This is a genomic window from Streptomyces venezuelae, from assembly GCF_008642315.1.
In the GTDB taxonomy this organism is placed as follows: Bacteria; Actinomycetota; Actinomycetes; order Streptomycetales; family Streptomycetaceae; genus Streptomyces; species Streptomyces venezuelae_D.
In genome coordinates this window covers 4,441,764-4,455,084 of sequence record NZ_CP029192.1, presented here as the reverse complement: position 1 = coordinate 4,455,084, position 13,321 = coordinate 4,441,764, and the positions used below count along the sequence as shown (strand labels likewise).

Below are 13,321 nucleotides of genomic sequence, written 5' to 3'. Positions count from 1 at the left end.
GGGGGCCCGAAGCCAGTGTCCCGCACCTGGCTGTGGACCTCGGCGAGCTCGGCCGGGAAGCTCGGCCGGGAAGAGGTGAATGAGGTGAGTACGGGACCGGGATGCCGGGCGGGTCAGGTTCGGTCCGTGGGGCGGGTGAGCCCCGCCCAGGGCCGGGGCGAGGCTTCTGGTGCCGGTTGCCCGCCGAATACGGATGTGAATCCACCCGCTGCAGCGTGCTAATCTTCTGGATGTCGGCAGGCGCTCGCACCACACAGTGAGAGGCCCAAAGACAGCACCCATGCGCGGGTGGCGGAATAGGCAGACGCGCTGGATTCAGGTTCCAGTGCCCGCAAGGGCGTGGGGGTTCAACTCCCCCCTCGCGCACAACGAGGAAGCGGTCCTCCTCCGGATGAAAGTCCGGAAGGGGGCCGCTTCTTTTTGTTGCCCGCGCGTCTGCGCGTGCCCGCATGCGCAGGCACGGACCGCATGTACGCGCCTTCATCCGCCGTGCGGGGCGGTGATGTATGTCACCGAAGTTATCCACAGGCTCTGACGGCGGTCGGCGAGCGGCGGTACCTTCGAGGCCGGATTCGGGGTTGGCCGACGGCCGACGGGGGGGCGACGAGCATGGTGGAGCACGGCGGGAGGATTCCCGGACAGCGTGGCGAGCGGCTTCCGCGGGTGCGGGGGTTCGCGGAGTGGCCCGCCCAGGGGTCGCCGAAGGCGGAGGGCAAGGCGGTGCGGCAGCGGGTGCCCCGTGCCGCGCACGCGGAGTTCGAGGCGGACGGCGCACGGCCCGACGCGGTGGCTGCCGTGGAGGAGTCCAACCGCGACCGGCTTCCCGAGCTCACGCCGATCCGGGTCGGCAGGATGACGGCGTCGCCGTTCGCCTTCCTGCGGGGGTCCGCGGGCCTCATGGCGTACGACCTCGCGCGTACCCCGGCGACCGGCATCGGCGCGCAGATATGCGGTGACGCGCATGCGGCGAACTTCGGGTTGTACGGGGACGCGCGGGGCGGGCTCGTCATCGATTTGAACGACTTCGACGAGACGGTGCTCGGTCCCTGGGAGTGGGACCTCAAGCGCCTGGCCGCGTCCCTGGTGCTCGCGGGGCGCGAGGCGGGGGCGAGCGAGGACGCCTGTGAGGAGGCGGCCCTGGATGCCGTCGGGGCCTACCGCCGCACGATGCGGCTGCTCGCGAAGCTCCCGGTCCTCGACGCGTGGAACGCCATCGCGGACGAGCAGTTGGTCTCGCACACGGACGCGCGTGACCTCCTCGGCACCCTGGAGCGGGTGTCCGAAAAGGCACGGCAGAACACGAGCGCCCGCTTCGCCGCGAAGTCGACGGAGAAGGTCGTGGGCGAGGACGGCGCCGAAGGGTGTCGCTTCGTGGACGCGCCGCCTGTGCTGCGGCGCGTGCCGGACGCGGAGGCGGCCTCGGTGGCGGTGGCCCTCGGTGAATACAGGAGCACGCTGACGGAGGACAGGCTGCCGCTCCTGGCGCGTTATGCGATCCAGGACGTGGCGTTCCGCGTCGTCGGCACGGGCAGCGTCGGCCTGCGGTCGTACGTGGTGCTGCTCCTCGACCACCGGGGCAAGCCGCTGGTGCTCCAGGTCAAGGAGGCGCGGCCCTCCGTGCTGCTCCCGCATCTGCCGGTGGCCAGCTTCAAGGCGCCGGAGACCGTGCACGAGGGGCACCGGGTGGTGCTCGGCCAGAAGCGGATGCAGGTCGTCAGCGACTTCCTGCTCGGGTGGACGACGGTCGACGGACGGCCTTTCCAGGTACGGCAGTTCAGGAACCGCAAGGGCAGCGTCGACCCGGCCGAGCTGGCTGCCGACCAGCTGGACGACTACGGCCGCATGACCGGCGCCCTGCTGGCCCGCGCACACGCGCACAGCGTGGACCCGCGCCTCATAGCGGGGTACTGCGGGAAGAACGACGAGCTGGACGAGGCGATGGCGCGGTTCGCGACGGCGTACGCGGACCGTACGGAGGCGGATCACGCGCTGTTGGTGCGGGCGGTCAAGGAGGGGCGAGTGCCGGCGGAGTCGGGGGTGTGACGGGAAGGGGCCGGGCGTGGCGCGGACGGGGTTTCCTGGGCCGGGCCTTGTGTGGCCTAGGCTGGACGAGTGACGACCCCGGAAGCCGAGCCGACGCAGCCCGAGACGCCTGGAACTCCCCCGGAGGGAGAGCGACAGCCGGGCTCCGAAGGGCGGCTCAAGGAGCAGCTGAAGGCGCGGCTCAGGGAGAGGTCCGAAGCCCGGTCGGACGGTTCGGAGGGGCCGGTGCGGTCGGAAGAGCGCGATGCGTCGGGTTCCGCCGAGGAGCCCCCCAGGGAGCGTCCTGAGGAGCGGCTCGAAAGGGCCGTGCGCGCCGCGGAGCAGGCACTGATCGAGTACGAGATCGCGCTGGAGACCTTCCGTGTGGAGGTGGAGAACTTCTCCCGCCTCCACCACCAGAAGCTCGGCCCGATGTACGCGCGCCTCGACGAACTGGACGCGCAGATCGCCGAGGCCACCGCTGCCCGCACCGGCGACCCGGAGGACCGGCGCAAGGCGGACGAGGCGCGGGCGCGGGTGATGCCGATGCCCGGCGTCGAGGAGCTGTTCCACGGCTGGATGGACGGCGACGGGCTCTACCCCGAGGCCGCCGCGATGCTGACCGAGCAGTCGGTGCGCCCGCCGCAGCGGGTGCGCCCCGGCGAGGAGGCCCGCAAGCTCTACCGCGAGCTGGCCCGCAAGGCGCATCCGGATCTGGCGCAGGAGGAGGGTGAGCGGCAGCGGCGCGAGGAGTTCATCACGCGGGTCAACGCCGCGTACGCCCGCGGTGACGAGGCGATGCTGCGGGAGCTGTCCGAGGAGTGGGCGGCGGGTCCCGTCCCCGTTGAGCAGCGGCTGACCCGCAGCGAGGAGCTGTACGCGAGGCTCGAGTGGCTCGCCCAGCGCAAGGAGCTCTTGACGGTCCTCGCCAAGGAGCTGGAGGAGAGCGCGATCGGCGGCATGCTGCGTCTCGCTCCCGATGACCCGGACACGCTGCTCGACGAGATCGCCGAGCAGTTGCTCGCGCAGGTCGGCGAGCGCGAGGCGGAGCTGGCGCGACTGCGCGCCTGAGGGGTCGGGCCTTCAGGTCTTGAGGGGTCGGGTTTTTGGGTCTTGAGGGGTCGGGCCTTCGGGTAGCGTCGGGGGCATGGCTTTCGGATCTCAGGTGCCCACGGTCGGTGTCGACGACCTCACGAACGGCGACTTTCTGCTGGACGTCCGCGAGGACGAGGAGTGGCAGGCGGGGCATGCCGCGGGTGCGCTGCACATCCCGATGAGCGAATTCGTGGCACGGTACGGCGAGTTGACCGAGGCCGCGCCGCAGGACGGCAAGGTCAACGTCATCTGCCGGTCCGGCGGGCGCTCCGCCCAGGTCGCCATGTACCTCGGGCAGCAGGGCATCGAGGCGTTCAACGTCGCCGGTGGCATGGAGGCGTGGGCGGCCTCGGGGCGGCCCGTGGTGGACGACAAGGGCCAGCCCGGCACCGTGGTCTGACCCGAAGGTCTCAGCCGAGTGCGTGGGCGGCCAGCAGGTCGCCCAGGGCCTCCTCGTGGGCGGCGGCCGGGCCAAGGGAGAGCTCCAACTGCTTGGCCCAGGCGTGGTACCGGTGCAGGGAGTAGTCGGTGTCGGCGCCGAAGCCGCCGTGCAGGTGCTGGGCCGTCTGCACGACCCTGCGCACGCCCTCCGAAGCCCAGATCTTCGCGACGGCGACGTCTCCTGCGGTGGGCAGGGGGCCTTCCGCGCCGGTGCTCACGCGCCAGGCGGCCTGCCAGAGGGTGACTTCCATCGAGCGCAGGTCGATGTAGCGGTCGGCTGCCTGCACGGCCACCGCTTGGAACGTGGCCACGGGGTGGCCGAACTGCTCCCGCTTGCTGACGTACTCGCTCGTCATGCGCAGCACGCCCTCGCCGAGACCGAGTGAGAGCGCGCACGTTCCGGTGGCGAGCAGGTCGCGCAGCCGCTCCCAGGCGCCGTCGTCCTCGATGACGTCGGACGCGGCGATGCGCACGGCCGTCAGACGGAGCTCGCCGAGACGCTCGCCGCTGGTGGAGATCTGTTCGGCGACGGTCAGACCTTCGTGGGGGCGGGGGACGAGTGCGAGGACGGTGTGACCGTCGGGGGTGTGGGCGGGCACGACCACGAGGTCGGCGTTCTGCGCCCAGGGCACGCCCGTCTGGAGCCCGTCCAGGACCCAGCTGTCGCCGTCGCGCTGTGCGGTGACGGCGAGGTCGGCCGGGTCGTGGCCGGTGCGGCCGTTGGCGGCGACCGTCAGGACCAGGTCGCCGCTCGCGATCGCGGGAAGCACCCGCCGCTTCAACTCGTCGCCCCCGTGGGCCCGAACGGCGGACGCGGCGGCGCTGCTCTCCAGAAGAGGCACCCGGGCGAGCACTTTCGCGGACTCGCGCAGCACCAGGCACAGCGCGATGACGTCCAGGCCCACACCGCCGTGCTCCGGGTCGATGAGAACGCCCAGCAGGTCGGCGTCGGCGAGCCGGGACCACAGGGCGCGGTCGAAGTCCTCGGCTACGGCGCCGGGCGTGAGGGCGGGGCTCGGCACCCCGTCCGGCTCGACGTCCGCGAAGAGTGCCTTCGCCGCCTCGACCACGGCCTGCTGTTCCTCGGTGAAGGTGAAGTCCACTGCCCGTCCTCCCGCGCCCCGGTCGGCCGACGTATCCGTCGCTTCTTCCGCCTCTTCGTATCTGACGGAGCGTCAAGATAGAACAGGTTCTATCGGAAGGGAACAGGCAGTGGGGTCAGCGGTCGAAGTCGAGCTCCACGGTGTCCGTGGCCGGACGGGACTGGCACGCCAGCACATACCCGGCCTCCGTCTCCTCCGGCTCCAACGCGAAGTTGCGGTCCATCCGCACCTCACCGGAGACACAGAAGGCCCGGCACGTGCCGCACACCCCTCCCTTGCAGGCATACGGAGCGTCGGCGCGATTGCGCAGCACCGTCTCCAGGAGGGTCTCCCCGGCCTGCACGGGCCAGGTGCCGGAGCGGCCGTCCAGGGTGGCCGTCACCGTGCTGTGCGTGAGCGCCGGAGTCGAGGAGGTGGCGGCCACGACGGTGGCTCCTCCGTCGTCCACGTGGAAGATCTCCTCGTGCACGCGGCGGCGCGGGACGCCCAGGGCACGCAGCGTCCGCTCCGCGCCCTGCACCAGGCCGAACGGGCCGCACAGGAACCAGCCCTCGACCTCGGTCACGGGTAGCAGTGCGGGCAGGAGCTGCGAGAGGCGTTCCTCGTCGAGCCGTCCGGAGCCGAGACCCGCCTGCTGTTCCTCGCGGGACAACACGGTGACCAGCTGGAACCGGTCGGGCCAACGGTCCTTCAGGTCCGCGACCTCCTCCAGGAACATCGTCGACGCGGCGGTGCGGTCGCTGCGTATGAGGCAGAAGTCCGCCTTGGGCTCCCGTTCCAGGAGCGTGGTGACGATGGAGAGCACCGGTGTGATGCCGCTGCCGCCGACGATCGCCGCATAGCGCCCCGGGGACGGGTCCAGGGTGAAACGCCCGGCCGGCGTCATGACCTCCAGCTCGTCACCGACGGCGACTTCCTTGAACGCGTACGTGGAGAAGGCGCCGTCCTCGACCAGGCGCACCCCGACGCGCAGGAACCGGGGCTCCTCCGGGGCGTCGACGGGCGGGGCCGTGGAGCAGATCGAGTACGTGCGCCGGATCTCCGTGCCGTCCACGAAGCGGCGGATGGCGAGGTGCTGGCCCGGCGTGAAGCGGTACTCCTCGCGGAGCGGCGGCGGCACGTCGAACGTCAGCGCCACGGAGTCGTCGGTGAGCCGGTCGACCGCCGCTACCCGGAGCGGGTGGAAGCGGGCCATCACAACTCCTTGAAGTGGTCGAAGGGTTCCCGGCAGGAGGCGCAGCGGCGCAGTGCCTTGCAGGCCGTGGAGGAGAAGCGGCTGAGCAGTTCGGTGTCGGTCGAGCCACAGTGCGGGCAGCGGATCGACAGGCTGAGCGGAACGGGTCCGTCCGTCGCGTGGGAGCGCGGGGGAGCTATGCCGAACTCGGCCAGCTTGCGGCGGCCCTCCGCACTGATGTCGTCGGTGGACCAGGCGGGGGAGAGAACCGTGCGCACCGCGACCTCGGCCACGCCGTGGTCGTGCAGGACCTGCTCGATGTCGGCGGACATGGCCTCTATCGCCGGGCAGCCCGTGTAGGTGGGGGTCAGCTCGACGTCGACCTTGCCCGGGGCGAGGACCCGCACGCCGCGCACCACGCCGAGCTCGGCCAGTGTCAGCACAGGCAGCTCGGGGTCGGGCACCGAGCCCGCGAGGGCCAGGAGCTCCGCCTCCAGCGCGGTGGGCGCGGTCGTCACCATGACGCCCCCGGGTGGCTGCGGTGCAGGTGCTGCATCTCGGCGAGCATCCGGCCGAACGACTCCGTGTGCAGGCCCTCGCGGCCGGCGCCCGCCGTCCACGCGCCGGTCTGCGGGCCCTGCGGAACGGTCAGGGTCGCCCGCTCGACGACCGAGGTCACCGACGTGGTCCACCGCTCTTGGATGGACTGCCAGTCGGCGTCCAGACCGGGCACCGGCTTGAACATCTCGCCGGTGAACCGCCACAGGGCGTCGATGCCCGCCTGCATCCGTGTGTGGCTCTCGTCCGTGCCGTCACCGAGCCGCAGGGTCCACTGCTCGGCGTGGTCCTGGTGGTAGGCCACCTCCTTGACCGCCTTCGCGGCCAGCGGGGCGAACGCGCCGTCCCCGGACGCCAACTCGCCGTACAGCAGCGACTGGTAGGTCGAGAAGTAGAGCTGGCGGGCGATGGTGTGCGCGAAGTCGCCGTTCGGCTGCTCGACCAGCTGGAGGTTGCGGAAGGAGCGCTCCTCGCGGAGGTACGCCAACTCGTCCTCGTCGCCGGCCATGGACAGCAGGAGCCGGGCCTGGCCGAGCAGGTCGAGGGCGATGTTCGCCAGGGCGACCTCCTCTTCGAGGACGGGGGCGTGTCCGGCCCACTCCCCCAGGCGGTGGGAGAGCACCAGCGCGTCGTCGCCGAGAGCCAGGGCGGGGACCGTGGTGGGGCCGGTGGGCGGGGTGGTCACGGGTGCTTGGGAGCTCACAGGTGCTTCACCCCTTCCGGGATTTCGTAGAACGTCGGGTGGCGGTAGGGCTTGTCGCCCGCCGGTTCGAAGAAGGAGTCCTTCTCGTCCGGGGAGGACGCGGTGATCTCGGCGGACGGCACGACCCAGATCGAGACGCCTTCGCTCCTGCGCGTGTACAGGTCGCGGGCGTTGCGCAGGGCCATCTCCGCGTCCGGCGCGTGCAGGCTGCCCGCGTGGGTGTGGGAGAGCCCGCGGCGGGAGCGGACGAACACCTCCCACAGCGGCCAGTCGGTCGAGCTGCTCATGCTGTCGCCTCTCCGTGCTGTGTGACCGTGCTCTGCGGGGCCGTGCCCTGCTTGGCCGTGCCCGGTGCGGGCGTCTGCTTGCGCGCGTACGCAGCCGCTGCCTCGCGGACCCAGGCGCCCTCCTCGTGGGCTCGGCGGCGCTGGGTTATGCGCTGGTCGTTGCAGGGCCCGTTGCCCTTGAGGACGTCCCAGAACTCGGTCCAGTCGATGGCCCCGAAGTCGTAGTGCCCCCGGGACTCGTTCCACACCAGGTCAGGGTCGGGGAGCGTCAGGCCGAGGGACTCCGCCTGGGGGACGCAGATGTCCACGAAGCGCTGGCGCAGCTCGTCGTTCGAGTGGCGCTTGATCTTCCACGTCATCGACTGCTCGGAGTGCGAGGACTCGTCGTCGGGCGGGCCGAACATCATCAAGGAGGGCCACCACCAGCGGTCCACGGCGTCCTGCGCCATGGCGTGCTGGGCCTCGGTGCCGCGGCTGAGGGCGAGCAACGACTCGTACCCCTGGCGCTGGTGGAAGGACTCCTCCTTGCAGACGCGGACCATCGCCCGCGCATACGGTCCGTACGAACAGCGGCACAGGGGGACCTGGTTCGTGATCGCGGCGCCGTCCACGAGCCAGCCGATGGCGCCCACGTCCGCCCAGGTCAGCGTGGGGTAGTTGAAGATCGACGAGTACTTCTGGCGGCCGGAGTGCAGCTTGTCGAGCAGTTCGTCGCGGCTCGTGCCGAGGGTCTCCGCCGCGCTGTACAGGTACAGGCCGTGGCCGGCCTCGTCCTGCACCTTGGCCATGAGGATCGCCTTGCGCCGGAGGGAGGGGGCGCGCGTGATCCAGTTGGCCTCCGGCTGCATGCCGATGATCTCGGAGTGCGCGTGCTGGGCGATCTGGCGCACGAGGGACGCGCGATACGCGTCCGGCATCCAGTCGCGCGGCTCGATGCGCTCGTCGGCGGCGACCGCCGCGTCGAAGGCGGCCTGGTGCTCCGCCGTGCCCGCGGCGGGCGCGGCCTCCTCCGGCTTCGTGCCCGCCGCCTGGTGTGCGGCTGCTGTCGCCATCTCGGTCCCCCTCGACCTGTGAGCGAACCGCCCGACCGATCGTTCGGTTCGTTGAATTCAATGGTGCGGTCCTCCGCCATAAGGTGTCAACCCTGTGGATAACTTCACGGACGCTGTGCGCGGCGGGCAGGCCTGAGTACCGTTCCGGCGGCAGGGTTCGGTGCGGGAACGGGGAACGGGGCGGAATGGACCGGAACGACGAGGGCTCCGACGGCGGGCCCGAGGGGGCCGCCGAGCGGTCGGTCCAGGTCGGGACCGCCGGGCAGCCGTCCCAGGTCGTGACCGCCGGGCAGCCGGGTCGGGACGGTGTCGCCGAGCAGCCGGGCCGGGTGGGGATCGCCGGGCTGCGGCTCGGGTACCAGATCGCCGCCGCGTGCGCCCTGGCCGTCGTCGCCGCGGCCGCCTGCGTCCACGTCGCCATGCTGTTCCTGCACGTCGCGCCCTCGAACACGCTGACCAAGCAGCACGGGGACGTGGTCGACGAATGGATCTACCCCGAGTTCGAGCAGAACTGGAAGCTCTTCGCGCCCAACCCACTCCAGCAGAACGTCGCGGTGCAGGCACGAGCGGAGCTCCGTACGGCTGAGGGGGGTGTGCGGACCACCGAGTGGTACGGCCTCTCCGCCGAGGACGGGGCCGCCATCGACGGAAGCCTCCTGCCCAGCCACACGCAGCAGAACGAACTCCGCCGTGCCTGGGACTTCTACGTGGGCTCGCACGACTCGCAGAATCGTCCCGTCGGACTGCGGGGCCAGCTCTCCGAGCGTTACGTCCGCCGCATCGCGTACCTGCGCCTCGACCGCGAGGAGCCGGGAGGCAAGGGGGACGAGATCGCGCGCGTGCAGCTGCGCTCGAAGACGACCAACGTGCGGCCGCCGAAGTGGAGCGACGAGAAGGTCTCCCTCAAGCCGGCCTACCGCGTGCTCCCGTGGTGGACCGTGGAGCCGGACGACCTGCCGCTCGCCGACGGGAAGGGCCGCGCGGACGCCGACCCGGTCGGCCGCGCGGACGCCGACGCGGAGGGTGCTGCCCGATGAGCCGCTTCGCGCACCCGGTGGCACGGGGCATCAACAACGTCACGGGGTTCGCCCTGGGGCCGTACCAGACCGCGGTGATCCGTATCGGATTCGCCGGCACCTGGCTTTTCTTCCTGCTGCGCGAGCTCCCCCACCGCCATGAGATGTACGGGCCCGACGGCCCCTGGAACTGGGACATGGCGCAGCAGCTCATCGCGAACAACGGCGCCTTCACGGCTCTGATGTGGTCGGACGGGCATCTCTGGTTCGAGATCGTCTACGCGATGGGGATCCTCAGCAGCGTCCTGCTGCTGCTCGGGTGGCACACGCGCGCGATGTCCGTGCTCTTCATGATCGGTGTGCTGTCGCTGCAGAACCGCAGCATCTTCATGGGGGACGGCGGCGACAACGTCATCCACCTGATGTCGACGTACCTGGTGTTCACGCGCTGCGGTCAGGTCTGGTCTCTGGACGCGCGGCGAGCGGCACGCGCGCGTGAGGGCGCGCAGGACCCGGTCGGGCCGGGCGGAAAGGTTGGGGCGGGCGGACCGGTTGGGGCGGTCGGGCCCGTCCTGTGGTGGGTGCTCGGGCTCGGGCTGTCCGTCGTGACGTTCATGGGGGAGCTCACCGGCGGATGGCTGCTGCTCTTCTGGGGGCTGTGGCTGGTGCACGGCTTCTGGTGGGCCGTGGGGCGGCGGGCTCCGGAGAGCGAGCTGCGCAAGCTGCTCGACGTCGTGGCCAACCTCGCCCATAACGCGGGCCTGATGGTGATCATGGTCGAGGCGTGCCTGATCTACGCGACCGCGGGCTGGTACAAGATCCAGGGGAGTCGCTGGCAGGACGGCACGGCGGTGTACTACCCGCTGAACCTCGACTACTTCTCCCCGTGGCCGGCCCTCTCCGAACTGCTCTCGTCCCACGGCATCATGGTGCTCCTGGTGACGTACGGAACGGTCGCCGTGCAGGTGGCTTTCCCCTTCACCCTCTTCAATCGCCGGGTCAAGAACGTCCTGCTCGTGGCCATGATCGTCGAGCACTCCGTGATCGCGATCATTCTGGGGCTGCCGTTCTTCTCGCTGGCGATGATCGCGGCCGACGCGGTCTTCCTGCCGACATCGTTCCTGCGGAGGCTCGGCCGTTGGGCGGCACGCGCGCGCGACTGGGCTGCACGCGCGCGTGAAGGGGCGGTATCCCGCCTTCCGCTCGCGCGCCGCGGTGACGTGCCGGAACAGCGCGTCGAGGCGGTCGAGGCGGGGGAGCAGGGCCGGACGCAGGGTGAGGAACCCACTCCACCCGCCCACGTAGGCTTCACGCCATGAACAGGACGGACGGCTACGGGGCGGGCCCTGAGGGCGCGGACCCCGACGGCGCGGGCCCGGACGGCGCGGTGCGCGCCTGGCGCGGTCTCGCCGATACGTCCGTACTGCTCGACGGCTTCCACGCGATCAAGCACGCGCTGCGCTTCGGCGCCCGGGTGCCGGTGGCGCTGACCAGTGACCGGTCCGCCGTCCTGGCCCTGGCGGACGAGCTCGCGCCGGACGTGAAGGACACGCTCGGCGAGCTTCTGACGGAGGTCCCGGACGACCGGCTGCGTGCCCTCGTGCCGCGGCTGCATCCGACGGCCGTGGCCGCCTTGGCGGTACGTCCCTCTCGCGCGGCCAACCTGGAGGCGCTGCGGAGGACGTCCCGGTCCGCGCCGGTCGTCGTGCTCGACGACCCGCGCAACCTCGGCAATGCCGGGGCGGTGATCCGGCTCGCCGCGGGGTTCGGGGCGACCGGGGTCGTGACGACCGGCACGCTCGACCCGTGGCACCCCACTGTGGTGCGGGGCGGCGCCGGTCTGCACTTCGCGACCGCGGTGGAGCGCATGGACGTGACGGAGCTGCCGCCAGGACCGGTCTTCGCGCTCGACGCGGAGGGCGAGGACATCCGGGGGCTGAAGCTCCCGGACGATGCCGTGCTCGCCTTCGGCTCCGAGCGCAGCGGGCTGTCGGCCGCGCTGCGTGAGCGCGCGGATCACCTGGTGTCCCTGCCGATGCGGCCGCAGGTATCCAGCTACAACCTGGCGACCAGCGTCGGCATGGCGCTCTTCCACTGGTCGGCGGGCAGGCCCCCGGGACCGGAGGCCTGACCCGCCGCGCGTCCCGCGTCAGGCGGAACGCCTAGGGCTCACGCGTCCTTGCGGATCTCCACCACGCGGAAGCGGTTGGCCACGAACGCGCCGTCGCACAGTGCGGCGTTCGCCGCGGGGTTGCCGCCCGAGCCGTGGAAGTCCGAGAACGCCGCCGTCTGGTTCACATAGACGCCGCCCGTGAGGTTCAGCGACAGCTGGGCGCACTCTTCGAGGCAGGTCTCCTCGACGGCGGCGGAGATCTCCTCCGACGTCGTGTACGCCCCGACGGTCATGGCTCCCTTGTCGCGCACCGTGCGGCGCAGCAGCTCCACGGCGTCCGTCGCCGAGTCGACGGCGACCGCGAAGGAGACCGGGCCGAAGCACTCGCTCAGGTAGGCAGCCTCGGCGTCCGGCTTGGCGCCGTCCAGCTTGACGATCACCGGGGTGCGGACGACGGCGTCGGGGAATTCCGGGTTGGCGATCTCCCGCGAGGGGAGGGCGACCTCGCCGAGGCCCGCGGCCGCTTCGAGCCGGGACTTCACGTCGGGGTTGACCAGGGCGCCCAGGATGCCGTTGGCCCGGGCGTCGTCGCCGAGCAGGCCGTTGACCGAGGCCGCGAGGTCGGCGACCACGTCGTCGTACGACTTCGCGCCCGCGTCGGTCCGGATGCCGTCGCGCGGGATCAGCAGGTTCTGCGGGGTGGTGCACATCTGGCCGCTGTACAGGGACAGGGAGAAGGCGAGGTTGGCCAGCATTCCCTTGTAGTTGTCCGTCGACTCGACGACGACGGTGTTGACCCCGGCCTTTTCCGTGTAGACCTGCGCCTGGCGGGCGTTGGCCTCGAGCCAGTCGCCGAAGGACGTCGATCCGGTGTAGTCGATCAGCTTGATCTCGGGGCGCACGGCGAGGGTCTTGGCGATGCCCTCGTCGGGACGCTCGACGGCCAGGCAGACGAGGTTCGGGTCGAAGCCCGCGTCGACGAGGACCTCGCGGGCGATCCGCACCGTGAGCGCGAGGGGCAGGACCGCGCGGGGGTGGGGCTTGACCAGGACGGGGTTTCCGGTGGCGAGCGAGGCGAAGAGGCCGGGATAGCCGTTCCACGTCGGGAAGGTGTTGCAGCCGATCATGAGCGAGATGCCGCGCGCCACGGGGGTGAACCGCTTGTTCAGCGCGATCGGGTCGCGCTTGCCCTGGGGCTTGGTCCACTCGGCGGCGTCGGGGGTGCGGGACTGCTCCACGTACGCATAAGCGACCGCTTCGAGGCCTCGGTCCTGGGCGTGCGGGCCGCCCGCCTGGAAGGCCATCATGAAGGCCTGGCCGCTGGTGTGCATGACCGCGTGCGCGAACTCGTGCGTGCGGGCGCTGATGCGCGACAGGATCTCCAGACAGACCATCGCGCGCACTTCCGCCCCGGCGTCGCGCCAGGCGCGCATTCCGGCGCGCATGGCGGGCAGCAGGGTGTCGATGTCCGGGTGGGGGTAGGTGATCCCCAACTCCGGTCCGTACGGAGAGACTTCGCCGCCGACCCAGTCGTCGGTGCCGGGCTGGTCGAGGTCGAATCGGGTGCCCTGGAGGGCGTCGAAGGCGGCCTTTCCCTCGGGCAGGCTCAGGCTGCCGTTCTCCCCGTACGCCTTCGGGTGCTCGGGGTGGGGGGACCAGTACGCACGCGTGCGAATGGTCTCCAGCGCCTGGTCGAGGGTGGGCCGGTGCTTGGCGATCAGCTGGTGCGCGGTGAGTTCGGCGGCCATGACGGGACC

13 protein-coding genes and 1 tRNA gene are annotated in these 13,321 nt (G+C 71.3%); 7 read left to right on the top strand and 7 right to left on the bottom strand.

Going from position 1 to position 13,321, the window contains the following annotated elements:
- Positions 1–282: 282 nt before the first annotated feature.
- From DEJ48_RS19285 to DEJ48_RS19270, 4 genes are all read left to right on the top strand, one after another.
- Positions 283–366, top strand: a tRNA-Leu gene (locus DEJ48_RS19285).
- A gap of 243 nt (positions 367–609) precedes the next feature.
- Positions 610–2,043 carry a DUF2252 domain-containing protein gene (locus tag DEJ48_RS19280; protein WP_150217393.1) on the top strand — a complete coding sequence of 478 codons (1,434 nt, stop codon included), beginning with the start codon at positions 610–612 and terminating at the stop codon, positions 2,041–2,043.
- Positions 2,044–2,268: 225 nt separating this feature from the next.
- Positions 2,269–3,093 carry a hypothetical protein gene (locus DEJ48_RS19275; RefSeq protein WP_223832493.1) on the top strand — a complete coding sequence of 275 codons (825 nt, stop codon included), beginning with the start codon at positions 2,269–2,271 and terminating at the stop codon, positions 3,091–3,093.
- A gap of 94 nt (positions 3,094–3,187) precedes the next feature.
- Positions 3,188–3,517, top strand: coding sequence for a rhodanese-like domain-containing protein (locus DEJ48_RS19270; protein ID WP_150221265.1), 330 nt, complete (start codon positions 3,188–3,190; stop codon positions 3,515–3,517).
- A 10-nt stretch (positions 3,518–3,527) separates the two neighbouring features.
- On the opposite strand, the gene DEJ48_RS19265 is transcribed toward DEJ48_RS19270, so the two are convergent.
- The 6 genes from DEJ48_RS19265 to paaA all read right to left on the bottom strand — a co-directional run bounded on the left by DEJ48_RS19265 (position 3,528) and on the right by paaA (position 8,435).
- A complete protein-coding gene (locus DEJ48_RS19265; RefSeq protein ID WP_150217391.1) occupies positions 3,528–4,661 on the bottom strand; it encodes an acyl-CoA dehydrogenase family protein in 1,134 nt (377 codons plus the stop codon).
- Positions 4,662–4,776: 115 nt separating this feature from the next.
- The gene (paaE, locus tag DEJ48_RS19260) at positions 4,777–5,856 is read right to left on the bottom strand and encodes a 1,2-phenylacetyl-CoA epoxidase subunit PaaE (protein ID WP_150217390.1); all 1,080 of its coding nucleotides are present in this window, start codon (positions 5,854–5,856) and stop codon (positions 4,777–4,779) included.
- On the bottom strand, positions 5,856–6,356 hold the full coding sequence (paaD, locus tag DEJ48_RS19255; RefSeq protein WP_150217389.1) for a 1,2-phenylacetyl-CoA epoxidase subunit PaaD: 501 nt from the start codon (positions 6,354–6,356) through the stop codon (positions 5,856–5,858). The genes paaE and paaD overlap by 1 nt, the downstream gene beginning before the upstream one ends.
- Positions 6,350–7,096 (bottom strand): 1,2-phenylacetyl-CoA epoxidase subunit PaaC, encoded by a 747-nt coding sequence (paaC, locus tag DEJ48_RS19250; protein ID WP_150217388.1) that lies wholly within the window; start codon positions 7,094–7,096, stop codon positions 6,350–6,352. Before paaC ends, paaD begins: the two co-directional genes overlap by 7 nt.
- Entirely contained in the window at positions 7,093–7,383 is a 291-nt protein-coding gene (gene paaB, locus DEJ48_RS19245) for a 1,2-phenylacetyl-CoA epoxidase subunit PaaB (RefSeq protein ID WP_055569192.1), read from the bottom strand. The genes paaC and paaB overlap by 4 nt, the downstream gene beginning before the upstream one ends.
- The gene (gene paaA, locus DEJ48_RS19240; protein ID WP_150217387.1) at positions 7,380–8,435 is read right to left on the bottom strand and encodes a 1,2-phenylacetyl-CoA epoxidase subunit PaaA; all 1,056 of its coding nucleotides are present in this window, start codon (positions 8,433–8,435) and stop codon (positions 7,380–7,382) included. Before paaA ends, paaB begins: the two co-directional genes overlap by 4 nt.
- Positions 8,436–8,620: 185 nt before the next feature.
- Here paaA and DEJ48_RS19235 point away from each other — a divergent pair, with 185 nt between their 5' ends.
- The 3 genes from DEJ48_RS19235 to DEJ48_RS19225 are packed head-to-tail and all read left to right on the top strand — an operon-like array spanning position 8,621 to position 11,582.
- A complete protein-coding gene (locus DEJ48_RS19235; RefSeq protein ID WP_150217386.1) occupies positions 8,621–9,472 on the top strand; it encodes a DUF5819 family protein in 852 nt (283 codons plus the stop codon).
- Complete coding sequence (locus DEJ48_RS19230; protein WP_150217385.1) at positions 9,469–10,770, top strand: HTTM domain-containing protein; 1,302 nt, start codon at positions 9,469–9,471, stop codon at positions 10,768–10,770. The genes DEJ48_RS19235 and DEJ48_RS19230 overlap by 4 nt, the downstream gene beginning before the upstream one ends.
- Positions 10,767–11,582, top strand: a complete 816-nt coding sequence (locus tag DEJ48_RS19225) for a TrmH family RNA methyltransferase (protein ID WP_150217384.1) — start codon at positions 10,767–10,769, stop codon at positions 11,580–11,582. The genes DEJ48_RS19230 and DEJ48_RS19225 overlap by 4 nt, the downstream gene beginning before the upstream one ends.
- A 38-nt stretch (positions 11,583–11,620) precedes the next feature.
- Here DEJ48_RS19225 and paaN read toward each other — a convergent pair whose 3' ends face one another.
- A complete protein-coding gene (gene paaN, locus DEJ48_RS19220) occupies positions 11,621–13,312 on the bottom strand; it encodes a phenylacetic acid degradation protein PaaN (RefSeq protein WP_150217383.1) in 1,692 nt (563 codons plus the stop codon).
- Positions 13,313–13,321: the final 9 nt, after the last annotated feature.